Origin of the sequence: Haloarcula amylolytica, from assembly GCF_049705545.1 — an archaeon.
Classification (GTDB): domain Archaea; phylum Halobacteriota; class Halobacteria; order Halobacteriales; family Haloarculaceae; genus Haloarcula; species Haloarcula amylolytica_B.
The window spans coordinates 25,302-42,848 of record NZ_JBNAMU010000003.1 but is presented as its reverse complement, the minus strand read 5'-3'; the positions used below and the strand labels follow the sequence as shown (position 1 = coordinate 42,848).

The 17,547-nt window shown below is 62.1% G+C and carries 20 protein-coding genes and 1 pseudogene; 9 read left to right on the top strand and 12 right to left on the bottom strand.

What is annotated here, in order from left to right; genetic code table 11:
* Window positions 1–354 precede the first annotated feature (354 nt).
* Window positions 355–810: a DUF4352 domain-containing protein gene (locus ACOZ4H_RS19430; protein WP_424330918.1), complete on the top strand. Its 456-nt coding sequence runs from the start codon at window positions 355–357 to the stop codon at window positions 808–810.
* Between the two features lie 51 nt (window positions 811–861).
* On the opposite strand, the gene ACOZ4H_RS19425 is transcribed toward ACOZ4H_RS19430, so the two are convergent.
* From ACOZ4H_RS19425 to ACOZ4H_RS19390, 8 genes are all read right to left on the bottom strand, one after another.
* On the bottom strand, window positions 862–1,065 hold the full coding sequence (locus tag ACOZ4H_RS19425; RefSeq protein ID WP_424330917.1) for a hypothetical protein: 204 nt from the start codon (window positions 1,063–1,065) through the stop codon (window positions 862–864).
* Window positions 1,062–2,210, bottom strand: a complete 1,149-nt coding sequence (locus ACOZ4H_RS19420; RefSeq protein ID WP_424330916.1) for an XdhC family protein — start codon at window positions 2,208–2,210, stop codon at window positions 1,062–1,064. Before ACOZ4H_RS19420 ends, ACOZ4H_RS19425 begins: the two co-directional genes overlap by 4 nt.
* Window positions 2,207–3,586: a VWA domain-containing protein gene (locus ACOZ4H_RS19415; protein WP_424330915.1), complete on the bottom strand. Its 1,380-nt coding sequence runs from the start codon at window positions 3,584–3,586 to the stop codon at window positions 2,207–2,209. Before ACOZ4H_RS19415 ends, ACOZ4H_RS19420 begins: the two co-directional genes overlap by 4 nt.
* Window positions 3,583–4,494 (bottom strand): AAA family ATPase, encoded by a 912-nt coding sequence (locus ACOZ4H_RS19410; RefSeq protein ID WP_424330914.1) that lies wholly within the window; start codon window positions 4,492–4,494, stop codon window positions 3,583–3,585. The genes ACOZ4H_RS19415 and ACOZ4H_RS19410 overlap by 4 nt, the downstream gene beginning before the upstream one ends.
* An 87-nt stretch (window positions 4,495–4,581) precedes the next feature.
* Window positions 4,582–5,469 carry an FAD binding domain-containing protein gene (locus ACOZ4H_RS19405; RefSeq protein ID WP_424330913.1) on the bottom strand — a complete coding sequence of 296 codons (888 nt, stop codon included), beginning with the start codon at window positions 5,467–5,469 and terminating at the stop codon, window positions 4,582–4,584.
* A complete protein-coding gene (locus tag ACOZ4H_RS19400; protein ID WP_424330912.1) occupies window positions 5,469–7,916 on the bottom strand; it encodes a xanthine dehydrogenase family protein molybdopterin-binding subunit in 2,448 nt (815 codons plus the stop codon). Before ACOZ4H_RS19400 ends, ACOZ4H_RS19405 begins: the two co-directional genes overlap by 1 nt.
* Entirely contained in the window at window positions 7,913–8,467 is a 555-nt protein-coding gene (locus ACOZ4H_RS19395) for a (2Fe-2S)-binding protein (protein ID WP_424330911.1), read from the bottom strand. The genes ACOZ4H_RS19400 and ACOZ4H_RS19395 overlap by 4 nt, the downstream gene beginning before the upstream one ends.
* Window positions 8,464–9,102, bottom strand: a complete 639-nt coding sequence (locus tag ACOZ4H_RS19390) for a CoxG family protein (protein WP_424330910.1) — start codon at window positions 9,100–9,102, stop codon at window positions 8,464–8,466. The genes ACOZ4H_RS19395 and ACOZ4H_RS19390 overlap by 4 nt, the downstream gene beginning before the upstream one ends.
* Window positions 9,103–9,313: 211 nt before the next feature.
* Here ACOZ4H_RS19390 and ACOZ4H_RS19385 point away from each other — a divergent pair, with 211 nt between their 5' ends.
* Complete coding sequence (locus tag ACOZ4H_RS19385; RefSeq protein ID WP_424330909.1) at window positions 9,314–10,510, top strand: molybdopterin molybdotransferase MoeA; 1,197 nt, start codon at window positions 9,314–9,316, stop codon at window positions 10,508–10,510.
* Window positions 10,507–11,178: a nucleotidyltransferase family protein gene (locus ACOZ4H_RS19380; protein ID WP_424330908.1), complete on the top strand. Its 672-nt coding sequence runs from the start codon at window positions 10,507–10,509 to the stop codon at window positions 11,176–11,178. The genes ACOZ4H_RS19385 and ACOZ4H_RS19380 overlap by 4 nt, the downstream gene beginning before the upstream one ends.
* Window positions 11,179–11,632: 454 nt before the next feature.
* On the opposite strand, the pseudogene ACOZ4H_RS19375 reads toward ACOZ4H_RS19380, so the two are convergent.
* Window positions 11,633–11,954 (bottom strand): annotated as a pseudogene (locus ACOZ4H_RS19375) (zinc ribbon domain-containing protein); the annotation flags it as partial.
* A 14-nt stretch (window positions 11,955–11,968) separates the two neighbouring features.
* Here ACOZ4H_RS19375 and ACOZ4H_RS19370 point away from each other — a divergent pair.
* Window positions 11,969–12,391, top strand: coding sequence for a hypothetical protein (locus tag ACOZ4H_RS19370; RefSeq protein ID WP_424330907.1), 423 nt, complete (start codon window positions 11,969–11,971; stop codon window positions 12,389–12,391).
* 271 nt (window positions 12,392–12,662) lie between these two features.
* On the opposite strand, the gene ACOZ4H_RS19365 is transcribed toward ACOZ4H_RS19370, so the two are convergent.
* Complete coding sequence (locus ACOZ4H_RS19365; protein ID WP_424331040.1) at window positions 12,663–12,863, bottom strand: hypothetical protein; 201 nt, start codon at window positions 12,861–12,863, stop codon at window positions 12,663–12,665.
* A gap of 73 nt (window positions 12,864–12,936) precedes the next feature.
* Between ACOZ4H_RS19365 and ACOZ4H_RS19360 the strand changes: the two genes are divergently transcribed.
* Window positions 12,937–13,578, top strand: a complete 642-nt coding sequence (locus tag ACOZ4H_RS19360; protein ID WP_424330906.1) for a cysteine hydrolase family protein — start codon at window positions 12,937–12,939, stop codon at window positions 13,576–13,578.
* Window positions 13,579–13,827: 249 nt separating this feature from the next.
* Here the strand turns inward: ACOZ4H_RS19360 and ACOZ4H_RS19355 are convergent, their stop codons facing one another.
* Window positions 13,828–14,046 carry a hypothetical protein gene (locus ACOZ4H_RS19355; protein WP_424330905.1) on the bottom strand — a complete coding sequence of 73 codons (219 nt, stop codon included), beginning with the start codon at window positions 14,044–14,046 and terminating at the stop codon, window positions 13,828–13,830.
* Window positions 14,043–14,213 (bottom strand): hypothetical protein, encoded by a 171-nt coding sequence (locus ACOZ4H_RS19350; protein WP_424330904.1) that lies wholly within the window; start codon window positions 14,211–14,213, stop codon window positions 14,043–14,045. The genes ACOZ4H_RS19355 and ACOZ4H_RS19350 overlap by 4 nt, the downstream gene beginning before the upstream one ends.
* 240 nt (window positions 14,214–14,453) lie before the next feature.
* Here ACOZ4H_RS19350 and ACOZ4H_RS19345 point away from each other — a divergent pair, with 240 nt between their 5' ends.
* The 4 genes from ACOZ4H_RS19345 to ACOZ4H_RS19330 are packed head-to-tail and all read left to right on the top strand — an operon-like array spanning window position 14,454 to window position 17,464.
* Window positions 14,454–15,467 carry a thiamine pyrophosphate-dependent dehydrogenase E1 component subunit alpha gene (locus ACOZ4H_RS19345; protein WP_424331039.1) on the top strand — a complete coding sequence of 338 codons (1,014 nt, stop codon included), beginning with the start codon at window positions 14,454–14,456 and terminating at the stop codon, window positions 15,465–15,467.
* Complete coding sequence (locus ACOZ4H_RS19340) at window positions 15,467–16,486, top strand: alpha-ketoacid dehydrogenase subunit beta (protein ID WP_424330903.1); 1,020 nt, start codon at window positions 15,467–15,469, stop codon at window positions 16,484–16,486. The genes ACOZ4H_RS19345 and ACOZ4H_RS19340 overlap by 1 nt, the downstream gene beginning before the upstream one ends.
* Complete coding sequence (locus ACOZ4H_RS19335; RefSeq protein WP_424330902.1) at window positions 16,483–16,740, top strand: lipoyl domain-containing protein; 258 nt, start codon at window positions 16,483–16,485, stop codon at window positions 16,738–16,740. The genes ACOZ4H_RS19340 and ACOZ4H_RS19335 overlap by 4 nt, the downstream gene beginning before the upstream one ends.
* 16 nt (window positions 16,741–16,756) lie before the next feature.
* A complete protein-coding gene (locus ACOZ4H_RS19330; RefSeq protein ID WP_424330901.1) occupies window positions 16,757–17,464 on the top strand; it encodes a 2-oxo acid dehydrogenase subunit E2 in 708 nt (235 codons plus the stop codon).
* Window positions 17,465–17,547: the final 83 nt, after the last annotated feature.

The following is a 17,547-nucleotide window of genomic DNA, read 5'->3' as shown; positions in this document are numbered from 1 at the left end:
TACTTTCCGATTGCGACCACCACTGCTATAACAAATCGCTCTCGGCGGCGTCGTGAAGGAGACGCTATTGTCACCATCCAGGACAGACCCGAATACGCGGCTGTCAGCTACCTTCACTATTTGTCCCTGGTTGCGATTCGACCATCGAGAACTGTAGCGAAATTGGGTCTCAGAAACTGTCAGGTGCCAACCATTACTATCGGATGGCTCAATGTGTGGTGTATGGATTACCGAGTTCTAGTGGTGGCGTTTGTCATCCTTCTCGCTGGGTGTCCCAGTGGCGGACCAGACGGCTCGACCGGTCAGACAGAGACTACTACAACTACAGTCTCGACGCCAACCGCAACCTCGGCCGTGACACCGACGACCACGCCAACCGATACAGCAGGTCCCCAATCCACGGAACACACACCGAATGAGTCGTTCGTCGTCGGGACCGGCCCCGCTCAACTCCGCTACGTCGTCACCGAGATCAATCGAACCGAGCAAGTCGGCGGGGAGTTCGGCGTCAGTGCCGACGAGGGGTTCGTGGTTATCAGTCTCGAGGTGACAAACCTCGGAGAGAACGCAACACGCCTCACCAGCGACGTGTTCACACTCGTCGATAGCGAGGGACAGACGTATGCCACGGATAATCAGGCCATGGTCTTCCTCGACGAAGCGTTGGTCCTCCGGAGACCCAGCCCCGGCGTGACTATTGACGGAGTGGTTATTTTCGACATCCCGGCCGATAGACAGGGGCTCCGCTTGCGAATAGAACCCGTCAACGGCACGGCGGCAGCCGACGCCCACTACGTGGAAATATCGTAACCTGCTGTCACGAAATGAAGTGTTGTAGGACACCGAGTGCTGGCACTAAAGCTACCGTCGGACAGTGCTCATGACTGACGCTTCCAAGATGACGGTGCCGTCTTTGCTGACCAGTCTGGTAGCTCCCTCACCCGTCGTTTCCGAGAGGAACCGCGGTGCGTGTGGGATGTCGAAGTCCTCTGGGCGTTTGTAGTTCGCCGCAATCGCCCAGGTCCGAGAGAGCATCGACGAGGCCCCCGTGTCGTCTTCAGTCACGAGGACCGCACCTCCACTCGGTCGTGAATCGGTCCCGCGCGTTCTGTGAGATGGCCGGGATCGCGGCCGTTCGCGACGGCTAACAGTTCGCCGACGATGCTGTACGCTATCTGGTAGGGGCTGTCCCCGCCGAGGTCCACGCCGATCGGCGTGTATATCCGGTCGAGTTCGGTCTCAGTGAACGTCCGGCCCTCCTCTGTGAACGCCTCGCGCATCTCCGCGAAGCGCTTGCGCGGACCCATCAATCCGATATACGGCACCGCGGTTTCGAGGAGTGCGTCGAGGGTCAGCCGGTCGTCCACGAAGTTGTGGGTCATCACGACCGCGTAGGTGTCGTCGTCCCATTCACGGAGGGTAGCCACCTCGCGCGGACTGGCGGATATCACCTCGTCTGCCCTGGCGAGATGGTCGTCGTCGACGTGTCCACCGCGGAAGGAGACGACTGTCACCCGGAAATCGACGAGTGTGGCGAGTTCGACGACCGGGAGGACGTCGTGCCCGGAGCCGAACACGACCGCTTCCGGCGGCGGCTGAATCCCGTTCACGAACACCTCCACGGCCGGCTGCTTCTCGCCGGTCGCATCCCCGCTCGATCCCCGTGTAACAGTGAGCAGGTCGCTTCCGCCGTCTGCGAGTAGGCGATCCGTCGCTTGGCGGATTCTCTCGCGGACCCATGCGGGCAGGTCGCCGTGGAACTCCCCGTCTGCGTAGCGGCCGCGTGTCGCAGTTGGGAGATCCCCACTGACGACGGTCGCGACTGCGACCGGGTCGCCACGGTCGCGGGCGGCGACGACGGGCGCGTACTCGTCGGTCAGCGGTTCGAGAAGAACCGTAATGACACCGTTGCAGCCGACCCCCATGCCCCACACGTCGTCCGAACCCGTGAGGTCCCACGTCTCGACACGGGGCGTGCCTGCATCGAGCACGTCGGTCGCGAGCTCCCTGACCTCGTCCTCCAGACAGCCGGCAGTGATGCTTCCGGCACCGCCATCCGGTCGGAGCAGCATCTTGGCACCGGGCCTGCGGTACGCGCTCCCCTCGACATCGACGACGGTCGCGAGGACAGCCTCGACGCCCTCGTCGAGAGAGGAACGGATACGGTCGAACAGTTCCGTCTCGGGTAAGCTCCACTCGTTTGTGTTCATACGTTGGTCCGGCGGGCCTTGGAACCCCCCCGCCGTGGGTCATACTCGTAGCCGATCCGACCACCGAGTCCGTGGCGACGCAGTTGCCGACCGACTGCCGCGAGATCGGTAGCTCCGCCGAAGGCGAACAGTCCGTCCACGAACGGGAGCGCACTCGCCATTCCATCCGCCCGTGGCTCGTACGCCGACGCCACCGCCAGCGGGTTCAGCCAGACGATCCCCGCGGTTCGGCGCGAGAGCGTCGCCAGTGCCTCCTCTAGCGTAGCGACGTCACCCGTTTCCAGTCCGTCACTGACGACGAACACGACGGTTCGACGGTCGAGTGCCTCCGGCGAGTCCGCGAGGAAGCCGGCGATCGACTCGCCGATCCGGGTCCCGCCACCCCACTCCGTTTCCGCACCGTGAAGCGCGTCGAGGGCGGCCGCCGCTGTCGGCTCGTCGAACGCCGCTGACACCTCGCGGGCAGACTCATCGAAGAAGACGATCCGACAGTCACGCCACTCCGCCCGAGCCCGCCGGAGCGTCCCAAACAGGAACGAACGGTCCACCGTATCGAGGACAGACTGACTCACGTCGACCAGCCATACTGCACGCACATCATCGGGTTTTCGTTCGCGACGTGGAAGGGAGACGATCGTGCCCCCGGTCCCGACGCTTGACCGGAGCGACCGCCTGACATCGGCCCGCTCGTCGCCCTGCCGCCAGCGTCGTCCCCGAAGCGTACCGAGTCCGCGTGTCAGTTCATCGAACGCGGGCGCGAGTCTACCCGCCGCTCCGACACCGGTACCCTCTGAGACACGCGTTCGGCTCCCCGTCGGACTGAACCAAGACCGTTCGACCGCCTCGGCGTCTACGTCTGGTCTGGAATCAGTAACCATCGCGTCGAGTGCCGAAGACGCCGCCACGGTCTCTGACTCGGACTCTTGATCCGTTTCGCCACTCGACCCCGCCGCCTCCGACTCCGGCCCTTCTCCCGGGGCGTCGTCACCGAGGGGCGCGAGCGTCCCCTCCGGGCCGTCGTCCCTCCGCGGTGCCGGGCCGTCGGGATCAAGTCCGGCCGTGAGTCGCCGCCAGAATTCGGGGAACAGTCGGTCGAAGGTCGACAGGTCCTCTGCATCGGGGACGAGACACGCTCGTAGTGCCGCCCGAACGGTCGCCTCCTCGTCGAATCCGACTTCGACGAGCGCACGGACCGCGGTGATCCCAGCGTTGGCGGGGACGGCCACGCCCGAACGACGGAGCGCCCGAACGAAACGGAGGATCTCGTCGCGGACGTGGTCGCGTGCCGCTCGGAACGCTGGCACGTCCGGACCAGTGGAACCCTGGTCCGGATTGTCTGGGTACCGGTCGTCCCGGTCCTGCCCGTCAGGACTCACGATGTCACCTCCACACGTGCCTCGGCCGCTGCCTCGATGAGCGTCTCCAACAGGGAGTCGTCCACCCGTTCGACGTCCTCGACCTCCTTGAGTAGACAGCCGAGCGTCTCATGAACCTCCTCGGGCGTCAGCGGTTCGTCGTCTTCGGCCCGGAGGGTAGCGACGGCCCGTGCCCAATCAATGGTCTCTGCGGCACCGGGCGGTTTCCGCAGCGGTTCCTCGCGGAGGCGCTCGGCCATCGCACACAGTTCGGCCGCGACGACACCGTCGAGTTCGGGCACTTTTCGCGCGAGGATCGCCCGCTCTTTCTCGAACGATGGCGGCGAGACGTGCAGGAAGAGACACCGTCGCTTGAGCGCGTCGCTGAGCGCACGCGTCCGGTTCGAGGTGATCACCACGATGGGCGGAGTCTCGGCGCGGATCGTCCCCAGCTCCGGTACGGACACCTGATAGTCGCTCAGGACCTCCAGCAGCAACGCCTCGAACTCCTCGTCCGCGCGATCCACCTCGTCGATCAGCAGTACCGGTGGCGGCGATCCCCCTCGGAGCGCGCGTAACAGCGGCCGTTCGAGGAGATACTCCTCGGCGAACACCGACGCGTCGTCGCCTGACTGCACCGCCAGCAGCTGTTTCGTGTAGTTCCACTCATACAGCGCACTCTCGGCCGTCAGCCCCTCGTAGCATTGCAGCCGGACAAGCTCGGTGTCAAAGCCGGCCGCGAGAACCTTCGCGAGCTCGGTTTTCCCCGCTCCCGGCTCACCCTCGACGAGGAGCGGCTTGCCCAGCCGGAGTGCGAGTAGCACCGTTGTCACCACGTCCCCGTCGGCGACGTACGACTCCTCGTCGAACAGCGTCCGGAGACGCTCGTCGGTCACATCGCTGAACGCCGTCGTCTGTCGGTCGGTCATCGGTGTTGTGGGTCCATAGTCGACAATCTGGTCGAGTGAGCCCCGAACGACGGTGTTGGCCATGGCCGTGAATCGGGAGGCGACACGTCAGTCTGCAGCCTGCGGTGCCGCGTTCTCCGCGGTCGCCGCGAGCGCCCGTTTCGTGTACGCCTCAAGCAGATTCACGCGGAATTCCGCCGACGCCTGAAGGTCGGCCATGACCATCATCTCGTCGACGCAATCGGGTGCGACCGCGGCCGCTGCCTCGATCGACTCCCGGTCGAGTGATCCACCGACGAGTGCCTCCTCGACCGCGTCGAGTCGGACGCCGTGGTCGAGCACACCGTTGGCACCCACGCGGACCGAGGTTACGGTGTCTCCGTCCATCTCGACGAGAACGGCAACACCGACCATCGCGTACCCGGACGACGGTGACGGCTTCTTGGCGTACGCCCCGGCAGCCCCGGCGGCCGACGGGATCTCGACGCGGGTCACTATCTCTTCAGGGTCGAGCGCGGTCGCGTACATCCCGAAAAAGTAGTCGTCGATCGGGATCTCGCGCTCGCCGTCCGGCCCCGCCGCGACGACTGTCGCGTCCGACGCCAGCGCCGCCCCCGGCAGGTCGGAGGCGGGGTCAGCGTGTGCGAGGTTGCCGCCGACCGTTCCCCGGTTGCGGACCTGTTCGTCGCCGACCTGTCCGACGGCGGCCGCGAACGCCGGTGCGTGCTCGTGGACCACATCCGTATCAAGGAGGTCGCTGTAACTCGTCATCGCCCCGACGACGAGCGTGTCGCCCTCGACGGTCACACCGTGGAGGGCGTCGATCCCGCTCACGTCGATCAGTACGTCCGGGCTCGACAACCCGCTTTTCATCGCCGGAAGCAGGCTATGGCCACCCGCAAGCAGCTCCGTTTCGGCATCGGAGTGCTCGGCAAGGAGGTCGAGCGCCTCGTCGACGGTCCCCGCCTCGTAGTAGTCGAACTCGTCGGGGAACATCACTGATCACCTCCGTCGGCCGCATCGTCATCGGGGGCGTGCCCCCCGTCGGCGGTCGCAGTCGCATCCACGGCGTTCCAGACTCGTTCGGGCGTCATCGGCATCTCGACGTGGTCGACGCCGAACGGCTCCAGCGCGTCCGTGACGGCGTTGACGATGGCCTGAGGTGCGGCGATGGTCCCGGCCTCGCCGACGCCTTTCACCCCGAGTGGGTTGTGCGGACTCGGGGTCACGGTCGAGGCGGTGTCCATCTCCGGGACGTGTTCCGCTTTCGGGACGGCATAGTCCTGCATCGACCCCGTCAGCAGCGTCCCGTTGTCGTCGTATTCGGCCCCCTCGTACAGCGCCTGGCCGACGCCCTGAGCGATGCCACCGTGGATCTGCCCCTCGACGATCTTCGGGTTGATCTGGTTCCCGACGTCGTCGACGGCGACGTACGTTTCGAACTCGATCTCGCCGGTTTCGGGGTCGACCTCGACGATTGCGGCATGTGTCCCGAACGGGAACACGAAGTTGTCGGGGTCGTAGAACGATGTCGCCTCCAGTCCCGGTTCCATGTCGTCGGGCATGTCGTGCGCGAGGTACGCCTGCTCGGCGACAGACTGGATGCCGATCGACCGGTCCGGTGCGCCGGCGATCCGGAACTCACCGTTTTCGAACTCGATGTCATCTGGATCGGCCTCCAGATCGTGTGCGGCGATCTCTCGCGCCTTGTCGACGACCTTCTGCGCGCTCTTGACGAGCGAGCTACCGCCGACCGCTGCCGAGCGCGAACCGTACGTCCCCATGCCGTGCGGGATTTCGTCGGTGTCCCCCTCGACGATCTCGACGTCGTCGTAGTCGATTCCGAGTTCGTTTGCGACGATCTGCGCGTACGTCGTCGCGTGGCCCTGTCCGTGGCCCGAAGTGCCACAGAACGCCGTCACGGTGCCTGACGGGTGGAAGCGCACGAGGCTCGACTCCCACAGTCCCGCCTGTGCGCCGAGCTGTCCCGCGAGTTCGGAGGGGGCGAGTCCGCACGCCTCGATGTAACAAGAGAAGCCGACGCCGAGGTAGCGGCCCTCCTCACGGGCTTCCCGCTGCCGGTCACGGAAGTTCTCGTAGTCGAGGAGGTCAAGCGCCTCCTCCATCGGCTTCTCGTATTCGCCGCTGTCGTAGACGACGGCAACCTGTGTCTCGTAGGGGAACGCGTCGTCGGGGACGAAGTTCCGTCTCCGGAACTCGACCGGGTCCATCCCCATCTCGTGGGCGGCGCGGTTCATCAGCCGCTCGACGACGAACGACGCTTCGGGGCGGCCGGCGCCGCGGTAGGCATCGACCGGCGGGACGTTCGTGAACGCCCCAGTTACGTGCCCGTAAATCGCGGGGATGTCGTACTGACCGGAGAGGAGCGTCCCGTACAGGTACGTCGGTACTGCCGGTGCGAACGTCGAGAGATACGCCCCGAGGTTGGCTCGTGTGTCGACCCGCAGTCCGATCACGTCGCCGTCGTCGTTCATCGCGATCTCAGCTTCCGTTTCGTGGCCACGCCCGAGTGCGTCGGTCTGGTACGTTTCCGAGCGCGTCGCGGTCCACTTGACAGGTCGGTCCAGCAGCTTGGCGCACCACGCAACGAGCGCTTCGTCCGCGTAGTGGTGTATCTTCGACCCGAATCCGCCGCCGACTTCGGGGGCTTTCACGCGGAGTTTGTGTTCGGGATGGTCGATGACTCCCGACATCAGGAGTCGGTGGAGGTGCGGGTTCTGCGACGTCATGAACACCTCCAGTTCATCGGTTCCCGGGTGGTAGTCGGCGACTGCCGCTCGTGGCTCCATCGCGTTCGGAATGACTAGCTGGTTCGTTAGCTCGATGCTCGCCGTGTGGCTCGCGTCTTCGAACGCTGTCGCCGTCTTCTCCTCGTCGCCGATCTCCCAGTCGAACGCGACGTTGTCGTCCGCGTCCGAGTGGAGCTGTTGTGCGTCGCCTCCTATCGCCTCGTCGGGATCGGTTACTGCGTCGAGACGCTCGTAACTGACATCGACCGCACCGGCCGCGTCCGCGGCCTGGTACCGTTCCTCCGCGACGACGATGGCAATCGCGTCGCCCTGGTACCGCGCCTTCCCGTCGGCGAGGAGCGGATGGTCCACGTTGTTCAGGCTCTCGAGGAGCCAGCCAACCGGAAGATGGAACGGGGCCTCTCCGGGCGTATCCTCGCGGGCTAGGTCGTCATGTGTGTAGGCCCCGATCACGCCATCCATTGCTTCCGCCTCGCTCGTGTCAATATCCTCAACCCGGGCATGACCGTACTGAGACCTGACGACGGACATGTGCGCCATATCGGCGAGCTGGATGTCGTCGGTGTACTCCGCATCGCCGGTGATCAGTGCCGGATCCTCGCGACGTTCGATTGCGGAGCCGAGGATGTCCGCTGCGGTCACATCGTCGGGATCGACGGACTCTATCGTCATTCTGCGTCACCTCCGTCGGCCGTTGCCGTGTCGTCAGCCACTGCATCGTCTGCTACTGTGCCTCCGTCGGCGACTGCCCCCGATTGCATGGAGTCGGCAGCGTTCTCAACGGCGTTGACGATATTCTGATAGCCGGTACAGCGACAGAGATTCCCCTCAAGTCCCTCTCTGATCTCCTCTCGCGTCGGGCTCGGGTTCTCCTTCAGCAGCTCCACGGATGTCATCATCATGCCTGGGGTGCAGTAGCCACACTGGAGCCCGTGTTCCTCCTGGAACGCCTGCTGGATCGCGTGCAGTTCGTCGCCGTCAGCCAGCCCTTCGACCGTCCGGATATCGGCACCGTCGGCTTGTACCGCAAGCGCTGTGCAGGACTTCACTGCTTCCCCATCCACGTGGACAGTACAGGCCCCGCAGAGGCTGCTCTCGCAGCCGATGTTCGTCCCCGTGTATCCCAGTTGGTCTCGCAACGCGTGTGCGAGCAACGTCCGTGACTCAACCGTGAGGTCGTGCTCTGTGCCGTTGACCGTCAGTGTGATGTCGTGTTCTGTCATGACGATTCAGATGAGGACCGTCCGAGCAATCGATTGACAATACCCCCTTCCGCATCCCCTTCTGGCTCCGGTGTGGCTGCCTCCGCGAGTTGGAGCTCCCGCAGCGTCGACTGGACATCCGAGAAGAACCGTTTCACGAGGCGATTAGCGACGGGGTTGATCACCCGCTGTCCCATGCCTGCCACCTTGCCGAACACGTCTGCGTCCGTTTCCCACTCGACGGCGACCCCGCCGTCGTCCGTCTCCTGAAGCGCCATTCCCGACGACATCTCGAAGGAACTGTCGCCAGAGCTGCCTTCGCCGGAGGCACCCATCCGGGGCTGGTCGCGTTCGTCGATACGGACGACCGTTTCGAACGTCGGGTTCACCGGACCGACGCTGACCTGAATCTGGCCGGCGTACCACTCCCCCTCCCGGAAAGCGCGTTCCGCTATCGTCTCCGGGTCACCGGTCAATTCGGCGTCCCGTTCGTCCGCGCGGTCGGCGAGTTCGTCGAAATCGACATCGTCGCTCTCGACGTGGAGCAGATACTCACAGCCGGGTAGCGCGTCCGCGATCAGAACCGGGTCCGACAGCGCCAGCCACACTTCCTCGACACTCGTGTCCTCCAGTTGGAACGTGCCGTCGAAGTTCATCCGTCGGGCTTACCCCCATGTGTGCGTGTGAGACACATACATATGACACCGAACCTATGTTATTATAAATGTTTGCAATAATCAGGAAAGACGGTGATTTGAAACGAGATTCGGTTAACACACCAAGATGGATGGAAATGCAACCGAACACCTTCGGGGCAGGGCTGATGCAAATATTCGTGTCTGCAGGTCTATCGACGGAGGTGCCCTGATGGGGGACTGGATGGACCGGGCCGTCGCTGCCGAGCGACTCCGATCCAGTTTCAGCGCACAGTTCCAATGGGATACGGTACGGGTCACGCCCGACAAAATCGCGGGGCGGACCGTTGCGGATGCCGTCGTCGTCCCGACGGAGGTTCCCAACCATCCCTTCGCTACGATGGACGGATATGCACTTGATACCGCAGACTCCTCGCCGCGGCCGATAGCTGGGAGCGTGGAGACCGCCGACGATCCTGAGCCACTCGCTGATGGGACTGCAGTAGAGGTAGCGACTGGAGCGCCGCTACCGGAAGGAGCTGACGCAGTCGTCCCTGTTGAGGAGGCCACTGTCGAGAATGGGTGTCTCATTGAGTCCACAACGGCTCCGGGTCGAAATCTGTATCCAGCGGGGGCGACAGCCGCCCAAGGCGAGAGGATCTTCGACCCGGGCGACCAACTCGCACCCCGGCATGCTGCTCTCCTCCGTGACGTCGGGATCGACCAGATCTCCGTCCGATCCCGTCCGGCAGTCGGAATTCTCGCAACTGGAACAGAAATCGCACGGGGCGACCAACCCGACCGTGACTCCGCCATGCTAGCGAACTTGCTGCGTCGGTGGGGTACCGAACCGACGATACTCGAACCTGTCTCCGATGCCCAATCTCACGTCACTGCGGCCATCGAACGGGCAACTGCCGAGTACGACCTCCTCATCACCTCCGGAGGAACGAGTGTCGGTGCTGGCGATCACGTCGGCAGCGTCCTTGCCGAACACGGGCCGCTTTTCACCAGTGTGGCGCTTCGACCAGGCCGGCCAACGACCGCAGCCGTTGTCGACGGGACGCCGGTCTGTGCGCTTCCCGGGAAGCCAGTCGCGGCGCATACCGCAGCCACACTGGTTCTCCGTCCCGCTCTCGCCGCGCAGACAGCGGTTGCAGAGGATCCAGCGGTGACTGTGCGGGCGACGAGTGATGTCGAACTACCGGCTCAGGACGCCGAGTATGCCGTCCCGGTGGCTCTCTGCGATGGCCGTGCAGTCCCGACCGGGCAAGGGGATGACACCGGTGACCTGTACGGGAGTCGGTTCAGGCCCGGTCGTGTTGCCTCAAGCACTCGGGTGACACTTGCAGACGGGATCATCGTTACGACCGATTCGATCGCCGCGGGCGAACTAGTGCAAGTCACGCCATTCGAGGTGATTGAATGACCGACGAATCGGACCTCCCTATAGTGGACCCATCTGCCGTGACGGAACACACCAACTCACCCTCTGACCTGCCCCCGGTCGCAGGTGTCGTGCTTGCCGCCGGAATGAGTTCGCGGTTCGGTGAATCAAACAAGCTTCTCGCCATGATCGATGGCGAACCGCTCGTCAGGCATGCTCTCCGATCGTTCCTCGACTCGGGACTTACCCCCGTTTTCGTCGTAGTCGGGCACGAATCCCAGGCTGTTCGGGAAGCGGTCGGTGGAACCGGTGCGACAGTTATCGATGCGCCCGAATACGAACAAGGTCAGTCCGTATCCGTCGGGGCTGGAACCGCCGCCGCCGCGGAGACGAATGCCGTAGCCGCGGTATTCCTCCCCGGTGATATGCCGTTCGTCGACCCAGCGACGATTCGAACACTCATCAGCGTGTACGATGCCGGCGTAGGCGATGCTCTCGCTCCAGCGTTCGACGGTCGCCGCGGAAACCCTGTCTTATTCGACCGTCGTCACTTCGATAAACTCCGCCGAATCGAGGGCGACGTAGGTGGCAGACGTGTGTTGCTTGAGAGTGACGAGGCCGCACTTGTGGCAGTCGAAGATAACGGAATCCAAATCGATGTCGACACGCAGGCGCAGTTGGCTCAGCAGAGACAAAATAGAGACGACTGATAACACCCACTGATGAACTGGGACGTACTCGTAACGGAATTCGGCACCTCTATTAACGCAAGACATCGACATGCTTGGTGCGATTGACCGGTCCGGGGCGCTGCATAAGGCGGCAGCCGAACTGGGGCGGTCGTATCCGAAACTTCAGCGGCGTGTATTGACAACCTCCCCGCGCTAAAGCGCGAGGATTCCCCGAAGGGGATATTCAGGTTGCGCGTTTCCTCGGTTCTCAAGTACGCTTTCGCGTGGAACGTCGAAGGTAGCCGTCCAGTTGTGATCAAGGACGTGCGTTACAGCGCGTACAGCCCTGTCAATGGGACCTTCCCCCTGCATACAGCAGGCGTCGAAGACGGCTAGCTATTCAACCAGCGAGGGAGCACGGTTCGACTCGCCCGAAGGCTGCGGAAATCTCTGATTTCCGTACCCCTGAAAACGATCGACGTTTTTGAAGACGTTAGCCCGTGCATGGTTCTCCCTCCCGTTGAGCGATATTCTCCGAAGCGTTCAGGTCGGTGTGACGTCCACGGCCACACTCCGAACACTGCTGGCTGGTATGGTACGCATCAACTTTCTCGACGCGAATACCAGCACGTTCGGCTTTGTACGTGATGAACTGTTGGAGTTGGTGGAAGTGCCACGAGTGGATGCCCGACCACGAACTGTTCTTGCGGATGCCTCCGAGGTCTTCTATCCGAATGATGGGGGTTCTCGAACTGTTCCGCGAACGTGATGAGGCGACGGGAGAGTTTGTGGTTCAAGTGCTTAATTCGGCGCTGTTATATCAAAAGGCGTGTCTATCGAGGGTCTGCGGTGTGAGTTCAAAACATTCGACGATCACATTGAGACTGGGTACGAGGAATCGCCACCCCGACGCGTCTCGGAATTCATGGAGAACACTGACGGCATCTCTGTAGATCCGATGGCGACAAATCTCGAGGACTACATTGTGGATCATAGTAGACGGAAGTATCTCGAACAGACGCTGGAACCGGGAGACCAACTTAGCGTCATTGGCTCTGCCGTGCCGCGACGTGAGGATATCGAATCAGCAGCCTACCCACGTGATCTGGTGGTTACGCAGACAGACGAGACGGCACTCCAACTCTCGGAGCAGTCCTATGACAATATTGCTGACGGCGGTAGTGCATTACTCGTCAGCGCTCTCACCAGTATCAGTGGGATCGCCCTTCTCATACTGTGGGCTATATTGTAATCCGATCACGATTCGGATCAGGAGATGCTCTGTATCATTTGCTCACTATGCGGCTTGAGCCGACTTATCCGTGATGAATTTGCGCTCTGTATCTCGCACGATATCAGGACCCCTCTTTGAGCTGGTAGAAACCTCGACGCTCAATACGCACACCTATCGAACAGTTGTTTCAGATGGCCAGCCGAGTAACAAATGACGGTCAGAGATTGGAGTAAGAGTTAGCTAACCAACAATCGTGACGATATTGTTCCTTGGTTATCACTCTGCCAACTTACACTGTTGCCGTGACGTGCTGATATTCGGCTTGCGACGGCATCGGCTGCAGCTTCAACCCGGCGAGTGCCAGCTCCCGCAACACCTCTGGCGGCACACCCTCAACATTCCGAAGCACTGTATCGAACGTCCACGCATCGTACTGACTGGCGCTCGGCGCAAGCACGTCCACCGATTCCGTCCCCACCTCATCAAGAATCCATCTAACTAGTCAGTACAAGGAATGTACCCGGCAGATTCGATTTAAACGGACTGGCATACAACTGTCAGGAATGGACGAGTATATTAAGCCCCGTCCGGAGAGTTCGGTTCTGCTTACCATCGACATGCAAAACGACTTCACGCTGCCCGGTGCTCCGGCAGAAATCAAGGGGACCGCTCAGGCAGTACCACAGATGAAGCGTCTCGCCGAGGCGTTTCGGTCTGCGGACACGCCGATCGTCAATGTCATCCGGTTGTACAAAAAGGACGGGTCGAACGTCGATCAGTGCAGGCGAGCAATGATCGAATCCGGGGCTGAAATCGTCCGGCCCGGAACTGACGGCGCCGAGCTCGTTGAGGAATTGAAACCATCACCAGACGTGCGTGTTGATGCCGAGACACTGCTGCATGGTGATTTTCAGGAGATTGGCCCACAAGAATGGATCATGTACAAACCCCGCTGGAGCGCATTCTATCGAACCGGGCTGGAGGACTTTCTCGCTGGACAGTCGGTAGATACGATCGTCCTCTGTGGGTGTAACTTCCCGAACTGCCCGCGAACGACCGTCTACGAAGCGAGCCAGCGGGATTACCGGTTAGTTTTCGTTCCTGACGCGACCTCCGGAATATATAAACAGGGAATTGAGGAGTTGGAGAACATCGGTGTGACAGTCCAAGACACTGCCGACACGATTGGGTGGATCTCAGACTAGGCATTGGCTGGAATATGAATACGCACCCTCCATCTTGCACGCTTTTCAGAATCTCATTGCTGTTTGATAGGTGGGCATGGAGTCAGTTCACGTACTCACTGACTGGATATTTCTGGTGAGATCGTGAGCAACAAACGACGCTCAGAAATCAATCGATAATTGGCTAACCACCAGTATGGGTTTCGGTCAACTATTGTCGGTTAGCGTTCTGCTACTCTACACTGTTGCCGTGACGTACTGATACTCAGCTTACGATGGCGTCGGCTGCAACGTCAACCCAGCCAATGCCAATTCCCGCAAGACCTCTGGAGGGACACCCTCTGAACTGCGCAACACAGCATCGAGCGTCCAAGCGTCGTACTGACTCGCACTCGGCGCAAGCACATTCACTGACTCAATAGCCACCTCCTCCCGAATCGCCCGAGCAACTTGACGAACACCCTGCCGTTCTTTTACGCTGCAGTTCATGCTTCCACCGCCCGAACAAGATGGCCAACGAGCGACCCACCGACGTGCGGACCGATATCCCAGCCACGCTCACCGCGAGTGTACTCGAACCACTCAGCGAGCGTCTCGAAGGTTGTCTCGGCTAACACAACCTTTTCGCCGTCACCGTCGTTCGAAACAACAGCCACGGCGAACTCGTAGCTGTCCCAGTAATGCGCTGCACCATCGCCGCCGACGCCAAGAAAGAGCCAGCAGCAGTCCTACCTGACTGTCCCATAAATACACCAGTAGCCGCGGGGCAGGGATGCGTTATTTCTCAATCCAGGACCATCCAAGCCTGATCTGGAATGGAATTACCCTCATGATTAAATAGTATGTAGACGATCATTTGGGTGGATTCTATGGTACCAGTTAACGACCTACAAGAAATGTACCGCGACATGGTGACAGCGCGTCACTACGAGGAGCGGTTACAGGAGGAGTATCTGGAGGGAAAACAGCCTGCCTTCGACATCTCGGCTGGGCCGATTCCTGGCGAGTTACACCTCGCGGCCGGCCACGAGGCGTCGGGTGCAGGCGTCTGTCAGCACCTCCGGGACGACGACACAGTGACAGCCCCGCACCGACCCCACCACATCGCCATCGCGAAGGGTGTCGATCTGAAGCGAATGACCGCCGAGATATTCGGCCGCGAGAACAGCCTCGGCAAGGGGAAAGGCGGACACATGCACCTGTTTGACCCCGAGGCCGGGTTCGCCTGTAGCGGCATCATTGCGGAAGGGTGTCCTCCCGCCGCAGGTGCGGGACTGGCGGCGAAAAAGCGCAACACCGACAGCGTCGGCGTCGCGTTCCTCGGCGAGGGTGCCATCGACCAAGGCGCGTTCCTCGAATCACTGAACTTCGCCGCCGTCCATGACCTGCCCGTGGTCTTCGTCATCGAGGACAACGACTGGGCCATTAGCATGCCGAAAGAACGGGTCACCGACGTACAGAACGGCGCCAAGCGCGCCGACGGCTTCGAGATGCCCGGCGTCCGCGTCGACGAAGACGACGCCGTCGCCGTCTACGAAGCCGCCGGCGAGGCCATCGGCCGCGCCCGTGACCGCAACGGCCCGACGGTCATGGAGATACAAGTCCATCGCCGGATGGGCCACTTCATGGGTGACCCGGAGAGCTACCGCCCAGAAGAAGATCAAGCGGCCGCCCAGCAACGCGACTCGATCGAGCGGCTCGAGGATGACCTCCGCGCTCACGGTATCGATGACGCGACTATCGAGGATCTGCGTGACGAGGCACACAGCGCCGTCGAGGAGGCGATCGAGTGGGCCAAGTCCCAGCCCGAACCCGACCCCGAGGACGCGTACGAGGACATGTGGGTGAACCCGCCCAGTGGCGTGACCGACAGCGAGCCCGACTACGACCTCGCGGGAGGTGACGACTGATGTCGAAACAGACCCAGCAAATCGACCGCGACCTGACGATGAGCAGAGCGATGGTCGAGGCCATCGCCGACGAGATGCGCGACAACGAGGAAGTCTTCTACATGGGTGAGGATGTCGCCGACTACGGCGGCATCTTCGACTCCACGGAGGGCCTGCGCGATGAGTTCGGCTACGACCGCGTGATGGACGTCCCGATCAGCGAGACGGCGTACCTCGGTGCGGCGGTCGGCGCCGCACAGGAGGGGATGCGCCCCATCGCGGAACTGATGTTTGTCGACTTCTTCGGTGTCGCGATGGACCAGATATACAACCAGATGGCCAAGAACACCTACATGAGCGGCGGGAACGTCTCCGTGCCGATGGTCCTGACCGCCGCCGTCGGGGGCACCTACAACGACGCCGCACAGCACTCCCAGACGCTCTATGGGACGTTTGCCCACGTCCCTGGGATGAAGGTGGTCGTCCCGTCGACGGCCTACGACGCGAAGGGACTGATGCACAACGCCGTCCGCGACGACGACCCCGTCGTCTACATGTTCCACAAGCGCCTGATGGGGATCGGCTGGCTCCCCGCTCCCGACGGGCCCAAGACACCCGTTCCCGAGGAGGACTACACGATTCCCTTCGGGAGCGCCGATATCAAACGCGAAGGCGAGGATGCAACTATCGTCACGCTCGGCCTGCACGTCCACCGGGCGCTGGACGCGGCCGAAACGCTGGCCGAGGACGGCATCAGTGCGGAAGTCGTTGACCTGCGGTCGCTGGTGCCACTTGACACCGAAACCATCGTCAAGTCCGTCGAGAAGACGGGGAATCTCGTGGTCGTCGACGAGGACTACCGCTCCTACGGCGTGACGGGGGAAATCATCGCCAGCGTCGCCGACGAATCGCTGGCCGCGCTCGATGCTGTCGAACGGGTCGCCCTGCCAGACGTTCCGATTCCGTACTCCCGCCCGCTTGAACAGGAGGTCGTCCCGGACGCCGAGGACATCGCTGCGGCTGTCGAGCGGACCCAATGAGCGGTACCACGGACCGCGTCGCGGTGACGCTCGATGACTGGCCAGACGACGCTGACAGCGACGAAGGGGTCGTCATCAACTGGTTCGCACGCGAGGGTGCGAGCATCGATGAGGGAGCGAGTCTCTGTGAGGTCCAGGTCGATAAGGTCAGTGTAGACGTGATCGCACCGACGAACGGGACGCTAGCAGAGATAGTCTGTGGCGAGGACGACGAGTTTGCAGTCGGCGACACGCTCGCCTGGATAGCACCATGACGGGGGCGACCCGACCATGAGCGAGGACGGACCGGCTGAGCGGACCGTCCGCGAAAACCGGTCGCTCACGCCGATGCGCAAGACCATCGCCAACCGGCTACAAGAGAGTTATCAGGAGGCGGTCCACGTGACGGTCAACCGGACTATCGATGCTGAGGAGCTGCTGTCCGCTGCCGACGACGCCGAGAAGACAGTCGAGAATGTCGATCCGACAGTGACCGACATCATCCTGTGTGCGCTCTCAGACACGCTGGCGGCCCACCCGGCGTTCAACGCTACCTTTGAGGACGGGACCCATCGCCTCTATGAGGAACAGAACGTTGGTGTTGCCATCACAATCGAGGGCGGCCTCGTCACTCCGGTTATGGCAGACATCGGATCGCTGTCTCTGAGCCAAATGGCAACCGAGCGCCAGCGTCTAACAGAGAGGGTGCAGGCGGGTGACTACACGATGAGTACGTTCAAGGGCGGAACGTTCACGATATCGAACCTTGGTCCGCTCGGCGTTGACTCGTTCGATCCAGTCATCAACCCGCCCGAAATTGCGCTCCTGGGACTTGGCCGTATCAATGAACCTGCAATTGCTGTCGATGAGGGCGTGACCTTTCGCCGGCAGATGACGGCCAGTCTGAGTTTCGATCATCGAGTGGTCGACGGCGCTGACGCCGCGCGATTCCTTGAGACACTGGCGGAGCACCTCGGTGACGCGTCGCAGTACGTCTGATCGACTATACCGAACGATCGAACCGCAAAGTTGAGGCCCTACGTCTTGGCCGCACCACCCGGGAAAGACCGCTATCAGGAATT

Coding starts and splice junctions, on each gene's coding strand:
- ACOZ4H_RS19380 (WP_424330908.1), top strand. CDS start 10,507: ATGACCGACGAATCGGACCTCCCTATAGTGGACCCATCTGCCGTGACG.
- ACOZ4H_RS19340 (WP_424330903.1), top strand. CDS start 15,467: ATGTCGAAACAGACCCAGCAAATCGACCGCGACCTGACGATGAGCAGA.
- ACOZ4H_RS19390 (WP_424330910.1), bottom strand. CDS start 9,102: ATGAACTTCGACGGCACGTTCCAACTGGAGGACACGAGTGTCGAGGAA.
- ACOZ4H_RS19330 (WP_424330901.1), top strand. CDS start 16,757: ATGAGCGAGGACGGACCGGCTGAGCGGACCGTCCGCGAAAACCGGTCG.
- ACOZ4H_RS19360 (WP_424330906.1), top strand. CDS start 12,937: ATGGACGAGTATATTAAGCCCCGTCCGGAGAGTTCGGTTCTGCTTACC.
- ACOZ4H_RS19345 (WP_424331039.1), top strand. CDS start 14,454: ATGTACCGCGACATGGTGACAGCGCGTCACTACGAGGAGCGGTTACAG.
- ACOZ4H_RS19395 (WP_424330911.1), bottom strand. CDS start 8,467: ATGACAGAACACGACATCACACTGACGGTCAACGGCACAGAGCACGAC.
- ACOZ4H_RS19385 (WP_424330909.1), top strand. CDS start 9,314: ATGGGGGACTGGATGGACCGGGCCGTCGCTGCCGAGCGACTCCGATCC.
- ACOZ4H_RS19410 (WP_424330914.1), bottom strand. CDS start 4,494: ATGACCGACCGACAGACGACGGCGTTCAGCGATGTGACCGACGAGCGT.
- ACOZ4H_RS19355 (WP_424330905.1), bottom strand. CDS start 14,046: ATGAACTGCAGCGTAAAAGAACGGCAGGGTGTTCGTCAAGTTGCTCGG.
- ACOZ4H_RS19400 (WP_424330912.1), bottom strand. CDS start 7,916: ATGACGATAGAGTCCGTCGATCCCGACGATGTGACCGCAGCGGACATC.
- ACOZ4H_RS19420 (WP_424330916.1), bottom strand. CDS start 2,210: ATGAACACAAACGAGTGGAGCTTACCCGAGACGGAACTGTTCGACCGT.
- ACOZ4H_RS19335 (WP_424330902.1), top strand. CDS start 16,483: ATGAGCGGTACCACGGACCGCGTCGCGGTGACGCTCGATGACTGGCCA.
- ACOZ4H_RS19405 (WP_424330913.1), bottom strand. CDS start 5,469: ATGTTCCCCGACGAGTTCGACTACTACGAGGCGGGGACCGTCGACGAG.